Annotated in this window: 12 protein-coding genes and 1 tRNA gene; 9 read left to right on the top strand and 4 right to left on the bottom strand. The window is 48.9% G+C overall.

Annotated features, from left to right (window positions below; all coding sequences use genetic code 11):
- Positions 1-44 precede the first annotated feature (44 nt).
- Positions 45-812: a class II glutamine amidotransferase gene (locus AAIG26_RS06650; protein WP_045513248.1), complete on the top strand. Its 768-nt coding sequence runs from the start codon at positions 45-47 to the stop codon at positions 810-812.
- Here the strand turns inward: AAIG26_RS06650 and dpaA are convergent.
- A complete protein-coding gene (dpaA, locus tag AAIG26_RS06645; RefSeq protein WP_343180270.1) occupies positions 783-1,520 on the bottom strand; it encodes a peptidoglycan meso-diaminopimelic acid protein amidase in 738 nt (245 codons plus the stop codon). The two genes, AAIG26_RS06650 and dpaA, sit on opposite strands and share 30 nt — an antisense overlap.
- Before the next feature lie 349 nt (positions 1,521-1,869).
- Between dpaA and dinB the strand changes: the two genes are divergently transcribed.
- Positions 1,870-2,925, top strand: a complete 1,056-nt coding sequence (dinB, locus tag AAIG26_RS06640; protein WP_020456687.1) for a DNA polymerase IV — start codon at positions 1,870-1,872, stop codon at positions 2,923-2,925.
- A gap of 401 nt (positions 2,926-3,326) precedes the next feature.
- Here dinB and pepD read toward each other — a convergent pair whose 3' ends face one another.
- Positions 3,327-4,784, bottom strand: a complete 1,458-nt coding sequence (pepD, locus tag AAIG26_RS06635; protein WP_343180269.1) for a cytosol nonspecific dipeptidase — start codon at positions 4,782-4,784, stop codon at positions 3,327-3,329.
- 261 nt (positions 4,785-5,045) lie between these two features.
- Between pepD and gpt the strand changes: the two genes are divergently transcribed.
- The 3 genes from gpt (at position 5,046) to crl (ending at position 7,313) form a co-directional block, all read left to right on the top strand.
- Positions 5,046-5,504: a xanthine phosphoribosyltransferase gene (gene gpt, locus AAIG26_RS06630; protein ID WP_003863205.1), complete on the top strand. Its 459-nt coding sequence runs from the start codon at positions 5,046-5,048 to the stop codon at positions 5,502-5,504.
- A gap of 108 nt (positions 5,505-5,612) precedes the next feature.
- Complete coding sequence (gene frsA / locus AAIG26_RS06625) at positions 5,613-6,857, top strand: esterase FrsA (protein WP_343180264.1); 1,245 nt, start codon at positions 5,613-5,615, stop codon at positions 6,855-6,857.
- Positions 6,858-6,914: 57 nt separating this feature from the next.
- Positions 6,915-7,313, top strand: coding sequence for a sigma factor-binding protein Crl (crl, locus tag AAIG26_RS06620; protein WP_045509415.1), 399 nt, complete (start codon positions 6,915-6,917; stop codon positions 7,311-7,313).
- 140 nt (positions 7,314-7,453) lie between these two features.
- Here the strand turns inward: crl and phoE are convergent, their stop codons facing one another.
- Positions 7,454-8,554, bottom strand: coding sequence for a phosphoporin PhoE (gene phoE / locus AAIG26_RS06615; RefSeq protein WP_343180263.1), 1,101 nt, complete (start codon positions 8,552-8,554; stop codon positions 7,454-7,456).
- A gap of 296 nt (positions 8,555-8,850) precedes the next feature.
- Here phoE and proB point away from each other — a divergent pair, with 296 nt between their 5' ends.
- From proB to AAIG26_RS06595, 4 genes are all read left to right on the top strand, one after another.
- Positions 8,851-9,954: a glutamate 5-kinase gene (gene proB, locus AAIG26_RS06610; RefSeq protein WP_020456691.1), complete on the top strand. Its 1,104-nt coding sequence runs from the start codon at positions 8,851-8,853 to the stop codon at positions 9,952-9,954.
- Positions 9,955-9,965: 11 nt separating this feature from the next.
- Positions 9,966-11,219, top strand: coding sequence for a glutamate-5-semialdehyde dehydrogenase (proA, locus tag AAIG26_RS06605; RefSeq protein WP_343180262.1), 1,254 nt, complete (start codon positions 9,966-9,968; stop codon positions 11,217-11,219).
- 111 nt (positions 11,220-11,330) lie between these two features.
- Positions 11,331-11,406, top strand: a tRNA-Thr gene (locus AAIG26_RS06600).
- A gap of 88 nt (positions 11,407-11,494) precedes the next feature.
- Positions 11,495-13,435, top strand: a complete 1,941-nt coding sequence (locus AAIG26_RS06595; RefSeq protein ID WP_142516502.1) for a site-specific integrase — start codon at positions 11,495-11,497, stop codon at positions 13,433-13,435.
- A gap of 89 nt (positions 13,436-13,524) precedes the next feature.
- On the opposite strand, the gene AAIG26_RS06590 is transcribed toward AAIG26_RS06595, so the two are convergent.
- A complete protein-coding gene (locus tag AAIG26_RS06590; protein ID WP_343180261.1) occupies positions 13,525-15,819 on the bottom strand; it encodes an AAA family ATPase in 2,295 nt (764 codons plus the stop codon).
- Between the last annotated feature and the right edge of the window lie 274 nt (positions 15,820-16,093).

Raw genomic sequence — 16,093 nt, 5'->3', positions numbered from 1 at the left:
ACCAATTACGCCTTCTCTGATAAGGGCGCTGTGTGGGGGTGTGTATGTGCGAACTGCTCGGTATGAGCGCAAATGTGCCAACCGATATCTGCTTTAGTTTTACCGGTCTCGTCCAGCGTGGCGGCGGAACCGGGCCGCATAAAGATGGCTGGGGCATTACCTTTTACGAAGGCAAGGGCTGTCGCACGTTCAAAGATCCGCAACCGAGTTTTAATTCCCCTATTGCGAAATTAGTACAGGACTATCCGATCAAATCCCGTTCGGTGATTGCCCATATTCGCCAGGCGAATCGTGGCGAAGTGGCGCTGGAAAATACCCATCCGTTTACCCGCGAACTTTGGGGGCGCAACTGGACATATGCGCACAACGGGCAGCTCACAGGTTATAAATCGCTGGAGACCGGTAATTTCCGCCCCATTGGCGAAACCGACAGCGAGAAAGCCTTTTGCTGGCTATTGCACAAGCTGACCGAACGCTACCCGCGCACACCGGGCAATATGGCGGCGGTGTTTAAATATATTGCGGCACTGGCAACGGAACTGCGCGAGAAGGGCGTTTTTAATATGCTGCTGTCGGACGGGCGTTATGTAATGGCGTTTTGTTCGACCAACCTGTTTTGGATCACCCGCCGTGCGCCGTTTGGCGTAGCGAAGCTGCTGGATCAGGATGTGGAAATTGATTTTCAGCGGGAAACCACACCAAACGATGTGGTTACCGTGATTGCCACCCAGCCGTTAACCGGCAATGAAACCTGGCAAAAGATTATGCCAGGCGAATGGGCATTATTTTGCCTGGGGGAGCGTGTAGTTTGACGCCAGCTGCGGCTGAACAGCGGTGTTCAGCGGCTTACTAACCACATAGCGACCATCCACGACCGAGACAACCGGCGGCTGGTGGGTGGTGGCGAAGTAGTCATAACCCGGCTTCAATTGCTTCCAGAAATCCGCATACGTTGAATACTTATGGCGCTGCATATTGGCGTCGGTCATGCGGAACGGATAGATACTCACCTGCACGTTCGGCTGTCCGAAAACCAGCGCGGCGGTAACAAACTGGAAGATCTCATCAATACCGGAATCCGTCATTGCGTAGCAACCAATCGATACGCAAGCGCCGTGGATCATCAGGTATTTGCCTTCATAGCCGTGGGCGCGATCGTAGTTATTCGGAAACCCAATATTAATGGCTTTATAGAAGCGGCTATCCGGCTTCAACTGGCTGCGCTGCACGGAGTAGAAACCCTCCGGGCTTTTAAAATCACCCTGGCGCTGCTTGGGGCCTAACCCGCCGGAGTAATTACAAATCTTGTAGCTGTCGAGCAACTGATATTGCTCGCCCATCTTGACGTAAAGATCAAGGGTGCGCTCTTCTTTGAAGATCTGGATATAAACCGGCGACCCCATCAACTGCTGCTTATATTCTTTGCTGACCGGCGTTACTGAACCGTTGCTGCTCACCAGGCCAGCAAAAGAGACGCTCGGAAGCAGAAGCATCGCAATAAATAATGCGATTTTGCGCATACTACTTGTTTCCTTGATAAAGCTAATACCACATTGCCAGGACGGCAAAAGAAGCCCAAAATTCAGACTATTCTGTTTTGGAGCGCCCACATTAGCATTACGGCATTTTTTCGCAAGCCCCAATCTACGTCGTCTTTCACGCTGCCTCTTTATTGGCTTCGCTTTTGTCTCGCGCGAATAAGATTGAGGATTATGTATCAAACGCTTGGCCGAAAGCTGGCGACTATTATGCGAGTAAAAAGCCTGAATTACCGCTTATATTCCTCTCTTTTCGTCGGATTTACGTACTGGCTTCTCAATTGCTGTAAGTGTGCTGTATACTTATCCAGTGTTCTGTGAGGGCGTACGCATGCGCAAAATCATACATGTTGACATGGACTGCTTTTTCGCGGCGGTTGAGATGCGCGATAACCCGGCCCTGCGCGATATTCCCATCGCTATCGGCGGCAGCCGGGTACAACGCGGCGTGATCAGCACGGCGAACTATCCGGCACGCAAATTTGGCGTACGCAGCGCGATGCCAACAGCGATGGCGCTTAAACTCTGCCCGCACCTCACGCTATTGCCCGGCCGTTTTGACGCTTATAAAGAAGCGTCTAACCAGATCCGCGATATCTTCTCTCGTTACACCTCGCGTATTGAACCGCTCTCGCTGGATGAAGCCTATCTTGATGTTACCGATAGCCCGCACTGCCACGGTTCGGCGACGCTAATGGCGCAGGAGATTCGCCAGACCATTTTTAATGAAACCCAACTGACTGCGTCGGCGGGCGTTGCGCCGGTGAAGTTTCTCGCCAAAATTGCCTCCGATCTCAACAAACCCAACGGGCAATATGTGATTACTCCCGCTGATGTCCCGGCGTTTCTGCGCACGCTACCGCTCGGCAAAATCCCCGGTGTGGGGAAGGTATCAGCGGCAAAACTGGAAACGCTGGGGCTGCGCACCTGTGAAGATGTGCAAAAGAGCGACCTGGCCATGCTGCTTAAACGCTTTGGTAAATTCGGCCGTATTTTATGGGAGCGCAGTCAGGGCATTGACGAGCGGGAAATTAACAGCGAACGGTTGCGTAAATCGGTGGGCGTGGAGCGGACGCTGGCGGAAGATATTCACAGCTGGGAAGAGTGCGAAGCGATTATCGAACATCTCTACCCTGAGCTTGAGCGGCGGTTGGCAAAAGTAAAACCGGATCTGTTAATTGCTCGCCAGGGGGTAAAACTGAAATTTAATGATTTCCAGCTTACGACTCAGGAGCATGTCTGGCCGCGGTTAAATAAAGAGGATTTACTGGCGACGGCGCAAAAAACCTGGAACGACCGCCGCAGCGGGCGCGGTGTCCGGCTGGTTGGGCTGCATGTCACGCTGCTTGATCCCCAACTGGAACGGCAACTGGTGTTAGGGCTATAAAATTACGCTACGGATCTATTACACGCTTCTTTATCCCCGACGTTTATTTCACATTACTGCACAGGCATTTCACCGTGCCCTGATGTCTCTTTGTCGTTCCTGTAACCCCGGTTTCGTCTGCCGATCCCTTTTATTTTTTCATATATAAAAGGAAATACGGGCAATTCTCTTTGCCATCTCGTTTCGGAAAATATTTCTACTAAACGGCTGGCAACCTTGCTGATTGCTCATCGTCTGCAACAAATAAAGGGTGTTGAACGCGTGACGCTGAAATTAGAACATCGATTGTTTCACCCGCAGATTAAACGGGGAGAAACCCGCTGCGCGCGTTTAAAGGGATGGCATTTAAGGCAATGTAGAGTCGGGGAAAATGTCCGCGCCGGGCGGCGCGGACAACAGGCTTATTTCGCCGGAATCGCTTTCAGCAATTCGGTCAGCAGGGTCCAGTAATGGCCCACGCTTTCGATATGCACTTGCTCATCCGGTGAGTGCGGGCCGGTGATGGTTGGCCCAATCGATACCATATCCATATCCGGGTACGGTTTTTTGAACAGACCGCACTCCAGACCCGCGTGGATCACCTGAATGTTCGGCGTTTTGTTGAACAGACGCTGATAAGTTTCACGCACCAGCGTCATCACCGGCGAACGTGCGTCCGGCTGCCAGCCCGGGTAGCCGCCTTTCGGTGCGGTTTTCGCTCCCGCCAGCGCACCCAGTGACTCCAGCATGCTCACCACATAATCTTTCCCGCTATCTACCAGCGAGCGGATCAGGCAGATGATCTCGGCGTTGTCGTCTTGCAGCGTTACCACGCCCACGTTCAGCGAGGTTTCTACCACGCCTTTGGCGACGTCAGAGTTGCGAATAACCCCGTTCGGCGTCGCGTTCAGCAGGCGCACAAACGTATCGCGCGAGGCGGTGGTCAGCGCCGCTTTATCGCTGCTTGCGCTGTCCAGCAGTACCACCAGATTCTTCTCTTTGGCTTCCAGCTCGTTTTTCAGGATTGCCTGATATTCGCTGGCCAGCGTTTTCAGCTGCGCGGCTTTATCTGCCGGAATGGCGAAAACAGCAATCGCTTCGCGAGGAATCGCGTTACGCAACGTACCGCCAGTGAAATCCAGCAGACGCAGATCCAGCTCCGCCGCGTGACCGGCCAGGAAGCGCGCCAGCAGTTTGTTGGCGTTACCTAAACCGACATGAATTTCGGCACCAGAGTGGCCGCCTTTCAGCCCTTTCAGCGTCAGCTTGAAGGTTTCATACCCGGCCGGTACGGCTTCGCGGGTGAGTGGCAGGGTGGTGATAAAATCGATACCACCTGCGCACCCCATGTAGATTTCCCCCTCTTCTTCAGAGTCGGTGTTAATCAGAATGTCCGCCTGCAGCCAGTTCGCTTGCAGACCAAACGCGCCATCCATGCCTGCTTCTTCGGTCATGGTCAGCAGCACTTCCAGCGGACCGTGTTCAACGCTGTCATCTGCCAGCACCGCCAGCGCGGAAGCCATGCCGATGCCGTTATCCGCGCCGAGCGTGGTGCCGCGCGCTTTAACCCATTCACCGTCTACATACGGGCGAATCGGATCGGTGGTGAAATCGTGTACTGTGTCGTTATTTTTCTGCGGCACCATATCAAGGTGTGCTTGCAGAACTACCGGCTTGCGGTTTTCCATGCCAGCGGTGGCTGGTTTACGGATCAGAATATTGCCAACCTGGTCGCGTTCCGCATGCAACCCCTTTTCTTTCGCCCAGTCCATAATGTGACCGGCGAGTTGTTCTTCATGGTAGGACGGGTGCGGAATAGAACAAATTTTGGCAAAAATATCCCACAGCGGCTGTGGCGATAGGTGAGACAGTTCAGACACGATGAGTCTCCTTACGAAGAGCCTGCGCAACATACCTTGCAGGTCACAGGGTTAAATAAACGAACATCGCAAGCCGTCAGCTTGCGAGATGGCGTTGAGAATAACACTTTATTGCCGCGCTGCGAGCACCAGTGCGCGGAAAAAGCGCCGGTAATGCCGGGTAATACTGGTTTTTAGCGCTTCAGATCTCTATAATCTCGCGCAACCTATTTCCCCCTCGAATAATTTTTAAGCCGTAAAACACAGGCTGGGACACTTCACATGAGCGAAAAATACGTCGTCACCTGGGACATGTTGCAGATTCACGCACGCAAACTGGCCGCCCGATTGATGCCTTCAGAACAATGGAAAGGCATTATTGCCGTAAGCCGTGGCGGTCTGGTGCCAGGCGCATTGCTGGCGCGTGAGCTGGGCATTCGTCATGTTGATACCGTATGTATCTCCAGCTACGACCACGACAACCAGCGCGAGCTGAAAGTCCTGAAACGCGCAGAAGGTGACGGCGAAGGTTTTATCGTGATCGACGATCTGGTGGACACTGGCGGTACCGCTGTCGCCATTCGTGAAATGTATCCCAAAGCGCATTTCGTCACTATTTTCGCCAAACCGGCAGGTCGCCCGCTGGTTGACGATTACGTGATCGATATCCCGCAGGACACCTGGATTGAACAGCCGTGGGATATGGGTGTGGTGTTTGTGCCGCCAATCAGCGGCCGTTAATTCTGCTTTTAAACATTTGCTCACGCCCGGTTTTGCCGGGCGTTGTTTTTTTTAGCGCGCAACAGGTTACAATAACCGCCGGTGATAGATACATGGAGCCTGCGCGCAATGTCACAGCCCAATCTTAGCGAAACGTTATTCAAACCCCGCTTCAAGCACCCTGAAACTTCCACGCTGGTACGCCGGTTTAATCGTGGCGCGCAATCGCCGATCCTGTCGACCCTTGATGGCAAAAATGTGCCGCACTGGTATCGCATGCTCAACCGGCTGATGTGGGTTTGGCGCGGCGTGGATCCGCGAGAGATCCTCGAAGTACAGGCGCGCATTGTGATGAGCCAGGCTGAACGCACTGACCCGGAATTGTATGACACGGTGGTGGGTTACCGTAACGGCAACTGGATCTATGAATGGTCCGTGCAGGCTATGTCGTGGCAGCAAAAAGCGATGCAGGAACCCGCGCCGGAGATCAGTGGCAAACACTGGCTGCATGCGTCCAGTTTGTTCAGCATTGCCGCTTATCCTCATATTAAAGGTGATTCGCTCGCTGAGCAGGCGCAAGCGCTGGCGAACCGCGCGTATGAAGAGGCAGTGCAGCGTCTGCCGGGCGAGATCAAAGAGCTGCAGTTCGCCATTCCCGGCGGTACGCCGGTCACCGGATTTTTGCATATGCCGCCTGGCAATGGCCCGTTTCCGACGGTATTAATGTGCGGCGGGCTGGATAGCCTGCAAAGCGACTATTACACCCTGTTTGAACGCTATTTCGCGCCGCAAGGCATCGCGATGTTGACGCTGGATATGCCGTCGGTTGGCTTCTCTTCGAAGTGGAAACTGACACAGGATTCCAGCCTGCTGCACCAGCATGCGCTGCATGCGCTGCCGAACATTCCCTGGATCGATCACACGCGGGTGGCGGCGTTTGGCTTTCGCTTTGGCGCGAATGTGGCGGTGCGCCTGGCATATCTTGAATCGTCGCGCCTGAAAGCGGTGGCTTGCCTTGGGCCGGTGGTGCATGCATTGCTGAGCGACCCGCAACGCCAGGGACGCGTGCCGGAGATGTATCTGGATGTGCTCGCCAGCCGCCTGGGGATGCACGACGCTTCCGACGAGGCGCTGCGCGTGGAGCTGAATCGCTATTCGCTGAAAACCCAGGGTTTGCTCGGCAGACGTTGTCCCACGCCGATGCTTTCCGGTTACTGGCAAAACGATCCCTTCAGCCCGGAGGAGGAGTCGCGTTTAATCACCTCGTCATCTGGCAACGGCAAACTGCTGGAAATCCCGTTTAACCCGGTTTATCGAAATTTTGATAAGGCGTTGCAACAAATAACCGGATGGATCAACCATCATTTTCGTTAATAGATTGATAAATTCTATCGGTTTGGTAAAACAGTTGCTTCACAAAAGGAGATCGCAATGACGTTACCGAGTGGACATCCGAGAAGCAGGTTGATTAAAAAGTTTACTGCGCTGGGGCCTTATATCCGCGAAGAGCAATGCGAAGAGAACCGTTTTTTCTTTGATTGCCTGGCAGTTTGCGTGAATGTTAAACCCGCGCCGGAAAAACGAGAGTTCTGGGGCTGGTGGATGGAAATGGAAGCGCAGGAGACACGTTTTACCTACCGTTATCAGTTCGGCCTTTTTGATAAAGAAGGGCAATGGAAACCTACGGCGATAAAAGATCAGGAAGTGACCGATCGTTTAGAGCACACGCTGCGCGATTTTCACGAACGTGCGAAAACCCTGCTGGCTTCACTTGAGCTGAAGCTGGAACCTGCCGAAGACTTCAAAGAACAGTTGAAGCTCACCGCGTAACTCCCCGCTTAAAAAAAGCCCGATAGCTCGCGCTTATCGGGCCTGGCCGCAGTTTTCCGGCCTTCCACCTGAATCAGGTTAAATAAATGCCCTCTTGCGAGGGCATTCGATATAACGAGGGGTATTACCGGTGCTACAACTTAGAACTGGTAAGTCACGCCAACCGCAACAACGTCGTCGTTCGCCAGACCCAGTTTGTTGTCGTCTTTCAACTGGTTGATTTTGTAGTCAACCATCGCAGAGAAGTTTTTGTTGAAGTAGTAAGTTGCGCCAACGTCGATGTAGTTAACCAGATCTTCGTCGCCAACACCTTTTTCCAGATCCTTGCCTTTAGTCAGGACATAACCCAGAGACGGACGCAGACCGAAGTCGAACTGGTACTGGACAACCGCTTCGAAGTTCTCGGTTTTGTTAGCAAAACCCGAACCCAGCCCGGTGCTCGCTGCGGCAGATACTGGTGTCATGTTGTAAGCGACGCCGTACATGGTGGCGATATACAGGTTGTTAGCATCGTATTTCGCGCCGGTTGCCCAGGCTTCGGCTTTCTCGCCGCGACCAAACGCTGCAGTGTTCTGTGCGTTGGTACGATCAGAGTTCGCATACGCGCCAATCAGGCTGAATGCGCTACCGCCGAAGTTATAGGAGAGAGAAGTACCCCAGCCGTCGCCGTTCTGTTTGCTAACATCGCGATCCGTTTCATTTTTACCCTGATACTGCAGGGTCATATTCAGACCGTCGATCATGCCGAAGAAGTCGGTGTTGCGGTAAGTTGCAACACCAGAGGTACGCTTGGTCATGAAGTTATCGGTACGAGTCAGGCCGTCGCCACCGAATTCCGGGAACATATCCGTTACGGAAGCCACGTCGTACAGTACGCCCAGGTTACGACCGTAATCGATAGAACCAAAATCTTTAATTTTCAGACCAGCAAACGCCAGACGGGTTTTCTGGCTGGTCGCTTTACCGCCATTGTTAGTTTCGTCGTTGTTGCCAGCAAATTCAGCTTCCCAACGGCCGAAACCGGTCAGTTGATCGTTAATCTGTGTTTCGCCTTTGAAGCCGAAACGCACGTAAGTTTTATCGCCGTCGTTTTTGGTATCGTCACTGAAGTAGTGCATGGCTTTTACTTTGCCGTACACGTCCAGTTTGTTGCCGTTCTTGTTATAAACTTCGGCTGCGTGAACAGAAGAAGCAGAAGCGACAACGCTCATCACCATTAATGCCAGAGTGCTCTTTTTCATTTTGATTCCTGATTTGACTAACGCGCTAATATTCGCTGGGCATACGCCCCGTGAAAAACAGGAAGGGTTTTAACGCTGCGAAATTAAAGATTTATGACAAATTAAGAATATTTTTAAAAAGTTATGTTTTTTTGTATTTGCCATAAAAGTGTCAAATCCTGCCGCTACGCTTGCTGATCCCGCGCAACAAAAAAGTGGGCTGACAGCTCTGGCAGTTGGCAATCGCTCTCACTCCTGTTACAACGTCTGACGACGATTTACTTTCCTTATATTTCCTTAAAAAACGGCAGAGAATCATGAGTGACAGCCAGACGCTGGTGGTAAAACTCGGTACCAGTGTTTTAACGGGCGGTTCCCGTCGCCTGAACCGCGCCCATATTGTTGAACTGGTGCGCCAGTGCGCACAGCAACACGCCGCCGGGCATAGAATTGTAATTGTGACGTCTGGCGCGATTGCCGCCGGACGCGAGCATCTGGGCTACCCGGAACTCCCCGCGACTATCGCGTCGAAACAGCTGCTGGCGGCGGTAGGGCAGAGCCGTTTGATTCAACTGTGGGAACAACTGTTTTCCATTTACGGGATTCATATTGGGCAGATGCTGCTGACGCGCGCCGATATGGAAGATCGTGAGCGTTTCCTCAATGCGCGCGACACGCTGCGTGCGCTTCTCGACAACAATATCGTGCCGGTGATTAACGAAAACGACGCCGTAGCCACCACGGAAATCAAAGTCGGCGATAATGATAACCTCTCCGCGCTCGCCGCTATCCTTGCCGGTGCCGACAAACTGCTACTGCTGACCGATCAGCAAGGCCTGTTTACCGCCGATCCGCGTAGCAACCCGGACGCGGAACTGATTAAAGACGTTTACGGCATCGACGATGCGCTGCGCGCGATTGCCGGGGACAGCGTTTCCGGCCTCGGTACGGGCGGGATGGGCACCAAGCTGCAAGCGGCTGACGTTGCCTGCCGCGCGGGGATCGACACCATTATCGCTGCGGGCAGCAAGCCAGGCGTGATTGGCGATGTTGTGGAAGGGATTTCCGTCGGCACGCGCTTTCACGCCCAGGAGTCGCCGCTGGAAAACCGTAAACGCTGGATCTTTGGCGCGCCGCCTGCCGGTGAAATCACCGTTGATGAAGGCGCAACGGCGGCCATTCTGGAACGCGGCAGCTCCTTGTTGCCCAAAGGCATTAAAAGCGTGACAGGCAACTTTTCCCGTGGTGAAGTGATCCGCATTCGTAATCTGCAAGGTCGCGATATCGCCCACGGTGTAAGCCGTTATAACAGCGATGCGCTGCGTCGCATTGCCGGGCAACATTCGCAGCAGATTGACGCCATTCTGGGCTACGAATATGGCCCTGTCGCGGTGCACCGCGACGACATGATTACCCGTTAAGGAGCAGAAGTATGCTGGAACAAATGGGCATCGCTGCCAAAGCAGCGTCATACAAGCTGGCATTGCTCTCCAGCCGCGAGAAAAACCGCGTGCTGGAAAAAATCGCTGATTATCTCGAAGCGCAGGCGCAAGAGATCCTGCTCGCGAACGAACAGGATCTGCTGGAAGCTCGCCGCAACGGGCTGAGTGACGCGATGCTTGACCGGCTGGCGCTCAACCCGGCGCGCTTAACCGCGATCGCCAATGATGTGCGCCAGGTTTGCAAACTGGCGGATCCGGTAGGCCAGGTGATGGATGGTGGTCTGTTGGACAGCGGATTGCGCATTGAGCGCCGCCGCGTGCCGCTGGGCGTGATTGGTGTGATTTATGAAGCGCGTCCTAACGTCACTGTGGATGTCGCCTCTTTGTGCCTGAAAACCGGTAACGCCGCGATCCTGCGCGGTGGCAAAGAGACCTGGCGCACCAACGCCGCCACGGTAAAAGTTATCCAGCAGGCACTGGAAGAGTGCGGCTTACCGGCCGGCGCGGTGCAGGCTATCGAAAGCCCGGATCGCGCGTTGGTGAATGAAATGCTGCGTATGGATAAATACATCGACATGCTGATCCCGCGCGGTGGCGCTGGTTTACATAAGCTGTGCCGTGAACAGTCGACCATCCCGGTGATCACCGGAGGTATCGGCGTGTGTCATATCGTGGTTGATGACTCTGCGGAAATCGATCCGGCGTTAAAAATCATCGTTAACGCGAAAACCCAACGCCCCAGTACCTGCAACACGGTGGAAACACTGCTGGTGCATCAGGGTATCGCGCAGCGATTCCTGCCCGCGCTGAGTAAGCAGATGGCGGAAAGTGGCGTGACATTGCATGCTGATGAACTGGCGTTGGCGCTGCTGCAAAACGGCCCGGCAAAAGTGGAAGCGGTAAAAGCGGAGCAGTATGACGACGAGTTTTTATCACTGGATTTGAATGTGAAAATCGTGGCGGGTCTGGATGACGCCATCGATCATATTCGCCAGCACGGCACTCAGCACTCTGATGCCATCCTCACGCGTACGCTGCGCAATGCAGACCGCTTTATCAACGAGGTGGACTCCTCCGCAGTGTATGTGAATGCGTCTACGCGTTTTACCGACGGCGGACAGTTTGGCCTGGGAGCAGAAGTCGCTGTCAGCACGCAGAAGCTGCACGCGCGTGGCCCGATGGGGCTGGAAGCGTTGACAACCTATAAGTGGATTGGCTTCGGCGACGACACGATTCGTGCTTAATTGAAAAAGGGTGATGCAAAAGTAGCCGGTTGATTCCCAAGGGCATTGACGCATCACCCGCTTAGTTTTAACCTTCTACTCCGTGATTCACGCTCGTGAACACATCGCAGGGCCGATATAGCTCAGTTGGTAGAGCAGCGCATTCGTAATGCGAAGGTCGTAGGTTCGACTCCTATTATCGGCACCATTTCACTTCTATCTTATTGATTTAGTTAGAATTAAATCTATTCAGAGTGAAATCGCGTAACCTCTACTACATAGAGGTCATACAGCCGATGGCTCAACGTGATAATCTGTATCGCCGTAGCAGCGGTATTTATGTTGTCCGTATTGCAGTTCCCGCCCGATACCGTCTCTACACGGGACAGCGTGAGATTCACGCTTCAACAGAAACAAACGACATCAGAAAAGCGCGAGCGATTGCCGCAGGTCTATTGGTTGTCTGGCAGCGATGTCTGGGTGAGTATCAAAAATTGGATAGAGAAAAGTTGGTAAGCAGTGCGCCTGCTTTGGCTGGAGAAGGAATGATCAGCCTCGCTGAATTTTGTGGTTTAACGAGCGCTTCCTTGCAACAAGTGGCGCAGCGACTACTTGATACGAATATCCCGCTTTTTTGGCTTGCTGATGGGCGTCCTGCCTACTATGTAGAAGATCTTTCACTCGTTGATAAGGATGATCCTGAGGCTTCTGGATTTATCATCGATAGTGCCATTAACATCGGGATAAGAGGTTGTCTTAACGGTTATATCCAGCCTTTGGTTACTTCACGTATATTACGTCAGATTATCGCTGGCGAGCCGCTAGACGCAGAAACAGCATTTAAATCCTCAGAGGCTTCATCCAAAGCCGCATGGTTCGTTGACTTTCCCGGTGTCGAAATCTCGCCTGGTTCACTAATGATTCATCGTGTGCAAGCCGAGCGCTTACGATTACTTTGGCTGTCACATAGCACCGCGGTTTCTCCAGTAATGCCTGAGAAACTAAAAGCAATTACCCCTGTATTACTGCCCTCATCAATACCGGATAATGAATATGTAAATCGTAAATACTACTCAGTGAAAATGAGCGAGTTATGTGAAAAATATATTCGCTACAAGCGCGGGGGAAAATTCACGGAAAAGGCAGAGAATCGAGTTCGGGAAGGTTTTAGCCTGCTGGTTGAAGTCATGGGTGATCCAAAGCTTATAAAAGTAGATCGTGACTATCTCCGTGAGTATGAGAGCTTACTAAGGTCGATACCTGCACGGCGTGATTTAGCTAAAATCCGATACAAAATCAATGATATTCATAAGCTAGCGGTTAAAGCAAAAGAGAATGGCGACTCTCTAATGAGTGATAACACCGTTCGTAAATATATGCGGGTTATCTTCGAAGCTTTCAGGTGGGCTGATGGTGAAGGTATCTTTATTAAGTCCCCAGCAAATCAATTCTTCGCACCTGTAGAAAATGAAAAGATGGATCAGGACTTCAAAGCTGATTTTACTGATGAGGATTTGCACGCTATTTTTAACAGCCCTTGGTTTAAACGTGGGACTGTGGATAGAAATAGCGAGGGACGCTTCCATCATTACCGTGCATTTCATTACTGGTTGCCACTCATCGGATTCTTTACCGGAGCAAGGATAAATGAGTTATGCCAACTTTATCTAGATGATATTAAGCAGGATGCGACCGGGTTTTATTTCTTTGAAATCAGCAACGATCGGGCCGATCAGTCACTGAAAACGATTAATTCACGAAGAAAAATACCGTTGCATCCGACATTGATAAAACTTGGATTAATCCGCTATTGCGAAGCATTGAAGAAAGCAGGTCATGCGCGTTTATTTCCAGAGCTTCCTTACCACCCTGTAAAAGGATATGGCGATAAAGCTTCGGACTGGTTTAATCGCTCGTTGCTCAAAAAACGGTTAGGCTTTGAAAAAGACAGCAAAAAATCTTTCCATTCATTCCGTCACACGTTTTCTACCAGGCTCAAACAAGCAGGAATCGACAGCGAGACGCGTGCGCAGTTTGTTGGACATATCCGCGGTTCTGGCGAGACGGAGAACCGATATAGCAAAGATCATCCACCAGCAGCCCTCTATGCTGTGCTTGAGAGCGTTACGTTAGGGCTACCAGAAGTTGCTCCATTTGTTTGCGAAGATGGTGTAGATGCGGTAGCTGATGCGCTACAAATTAAAAGAAATAATAGAGAGCGTAACCTTAAACAATAAACATAAGTTTGAGTGTTTTTGTTAGCTGTCTGATTTAATTTGTTTGTTATAATATGGCACCCCCCATAACAATTGGGGGGATGCAACTATCAGTTTTTCTGGCAAACACTTACCATTTCATCATAATGAACCTTGTCAATTTCTTCTATCCATAAAAAGATATCTCCGATTACGTTTGTGCCTTCACCTATTAAATTTTCAGCAATATCTTCATTCATTTCGATAACAGCACTATGGGAATATTTGTTAATGAAACGATAAACCTTTTCTTTTTTATTGCTATCAAAGGCAACACAATTTTTTGCAGCAACATCCATTAGTTGTGATAAATCTGATCTATGTTTTGGGTATTTGAAGTTTAAAAATGATTCTAACAATTTACGAGATAGATTTGCTGTAAAGAATGCCTGCTCACGAGTTAGTCGAGGATGTTCTTTATGCTTATACAAAGTATCAAAGATATAATGATATTCTGAGTTGTAATCAATTAAACTCGGGTCAGCATTACATATTGCTGATGAGCGAGGCGTAACAGCACTGGGTTCAATGGTATAGAAAAATGCGTTTTCAACTTTTTCTTTCCTTTTTCTGTTTTTATTGTTTGTATTGAACCAGTCGCGTGCCAATTTGAAAAACGTAAAGTTATGAGTTAGTAAAAAAAGTTGCTTTGCATCATTACAATACGTTTTTATAAATGAATATGAATGAAATAGATGGTTTGAATCAAAACTCGAAACGGGATCATCGAAAACAATGATGCTGTCGGAGATTTTATTATCATTCTCTGTTAGTTTTGTTATAAAGTAAATCAAGGCTATGGCAGTTTTTTCACCCTCGCTAAGATTAGGTGCATGCCCAATTTGGTTATCTCTGAGTATTTCGTATCCATTTTTTTCTTTATTAAATTGGAGAGATAATTCTGAGCGACCAAGAAAACCGTGTAGATGCTTATTGAAAATATCTGCTGCTATGGTTTCATTTGATAACGAATCTTCAATGGATTTTATTTCTGCTTTTATTTTTTTTAGGTCATTATCATTTGTTTGCAAGTTTTTTGTTTCTGCATCGCGATTTGATATTTTCCTGAAATAATCGAAGCTATTTACCTCTGATGCTGCATAGTGTGACTCAAGTTTTGATTTTACCTTGTGAGTTTCTTCTTTGAAGTCTTTGCATTTTTTATTATGCATTTCTATTATTTTATTAATTTCGGTTGCGATTTGATTGAAGTTAATAAATAAGGAGTTAGGTATCTCAACGGCAAAGAGATCAATGTTGAAAGGGTTAGTTATTTTTTCATCTAATGTTTTCTCCCATTCATTGATGTAACTGTTTATTTTTTCAGCCTCATCTTTAAGGAGTGCTGATTTTTCTTTTAGAAGATCTTTATGTTCGTCATAAATATCAATATCACTGTTGCTTGCTAACACAATGAATTGGCTTGTTAACCATGTTTTAGCTTTGTCTAGAGTTTCTGAAAACTTTCTGTATTCATCATTAAAATGTGCGTTTAATTCCTCGATTCGTTCTTGTGAAATCTTGTTCCCGCAAAAATGACAGCTATCGCTACCTAGATTTAAATTCAATCCACTAAAAACCCAAGATTGTATATCTTGATTGTTTTTTAAGCTCTCAATAACTTTGTTTGTTACTGATTGTTTAAATAGTTCATTTAACCTATCTTGTGCTTTTTTAAGTAGAGAAGAGTCTACGCTCGGAGTTTTGGTTGTAATTGCCGGTTTTTGTGTGGGATTTGCTGCTTTAGTTAACCTTGCTACTTCATTTATATCTAGGATTGAATCTGTTTTTTTTATTAGATCAACATTTGACGTGATGAAGTTTTCAAGTTTTGTTCTGTTATAGCTTAAAAATCTTGAGTCACTGGTATCAATGACTTGTAAACTTGTTTTAGTTCTCTTCGCTGCATCCGTTAGAAACTTTTGAAGTTCATCGGTAAGTTTATCATTCGCTGTTTTTCTTCTAACATACTCTTTTGTTTTTTTATCTAAAGATGTTCTCAATTCCTCTAATTTTTTCTTCTCTTCAATTTTTTCTTGAGCTATCAACAAAATACTTTTTACTGAGTTATTCCAATCAATGTTTTTGTTTATAAAACTTTGATTGAATACTTTCAGATTTAAATTATTTACGAAAATGTTATCTTTCGTTATCGTTCCTTGATCGAAGGTTTTTATAGAAAAGGTTGAATTAGGGTATCTAGTATTCTGGCGGTTCTCTATCTGCTCAAAAAGCGATGATAATGTTGATTTTCCGCTTCCATTCCAGCCGTATATTAAATTAAGCCTTCCAAAATCTTTTGCATCAGTCTTGATGTAATTTCTGAAAATTCCGTAGTCTCTAAGTAAGTCAATGCTTTGCACCATAGTAGTAACCCTGAGTGATTATATCTATGCCATTTTTTTCTCATACAGACTTTACGAATAAAAATACTCTATTATTTGTATGTGTTGCGATAGTTTTATGGTTAAACAATTTGATATATGCCAAAAAAACGTTATATCTTCGCAGTATCAAGGTCATTGTCCGTAAGTTTAGTAATAGCGATCTAACTTCCGCTACGGGTAACAGCCTGCGAATGAAGCGCAACAAGAAATCGCGAAAAGAACCGCAACAGCCTGACTCTCTTTCTTGATCTAA

The organism is Kosakonia sp. PSU_27 (genome assembly GCF_039409795.1).
Classification (GTDB): Bacteria; Pseudomonadota; Gammaproteobacteria; order Enterobacterales; family Enterobacteriaceae; genus Kosakonia.
The sequence above is the reverse complement of the archived record's forward strand: the minus strand, read 5'-3'. Positions and strand labels throughout refer to the sequence as shown.

What these genes read in the sequence shown, in the direction of transcription:
- AAIG26_RS06590 (WP_343180261.1), bottom strand. Translation starts at nt 15,819, where the DNA reads ATGGTGCAAAGCATTGACTTACTTAGAGACTACGGAATTTTCAGAAAT.
- crl (WP_045509415.1), top strand. Translation starts at nt 6,915, where the DNA reads ATGACGTTACCGAGTGGACATCCGAGAAGCAGGTTGATTAAAAAGTTT.
- dpaA (WP_343180270.1), bottom strand. Translation starts at nt 1,520, where the DNA reads ATGCGCAAAATCGCATTATTTATTGCGATGCTTCTGCTTCCGAGCGTC.
- proB (WP_020456691.1), top strand. Translation starts at nt 8,851, where the DNA reads ATGAGTGACAGCCAGACGCTGGTGGTAAAACTCGGTACCAGTGTTTTA.
- proA (WP_343180262.1), top strand. Translation starts at nt 9,966, where the DNA reads ATGCTGGAACAAATGGGCATCGCTGCCAAAGCAGCGTCATACAAGCTG.
- gpt (WP_003863205.1), top strand. Translation starts at nt 5,046, where the DNA reads ATGAGCGAAAAATACGTCGTCACCTGGGACATGTTGCAGATTCACGCA.
- AAIG26_RS06595 (WP_142516502.1), top strand. Translation starts at nt 11,495, where the DNA reads ATGGCTCAACGTGATAATCTGTATCGCCGTAGCAGCGGTATTTATGTT.
- dinB (WP_020456687.1), top strand. Translation starts at nt 1,870, where the DNA reads ATGCGCAAAATCATACATGTTGACATGGACTGCTTTTTCGCGGCGGTT.
- AAIG26_RS06650 (WP_045513248.1), top strand. Translation starts at nt 45, where the DNA reads ATGTGCGAACTGCTCGGTATGAGCGCAAATGTGCCAACCGATATCTGC.
- phoE (WP_343180263.1), bottom strand. Translation starts at nt 8,554, where the DNA reads ATGAAAAAGAGCACTCTGGCATTAATGGTGATGAGCGTTGTCGCTTCT.
- frsA (WP_343180264.1), top strand. Translation starts at nt 5,613, where the DNA reads ATGTCACAGCCCAATCTTAGCGAAACGTTATTCAAACCCCGCTTCAAG.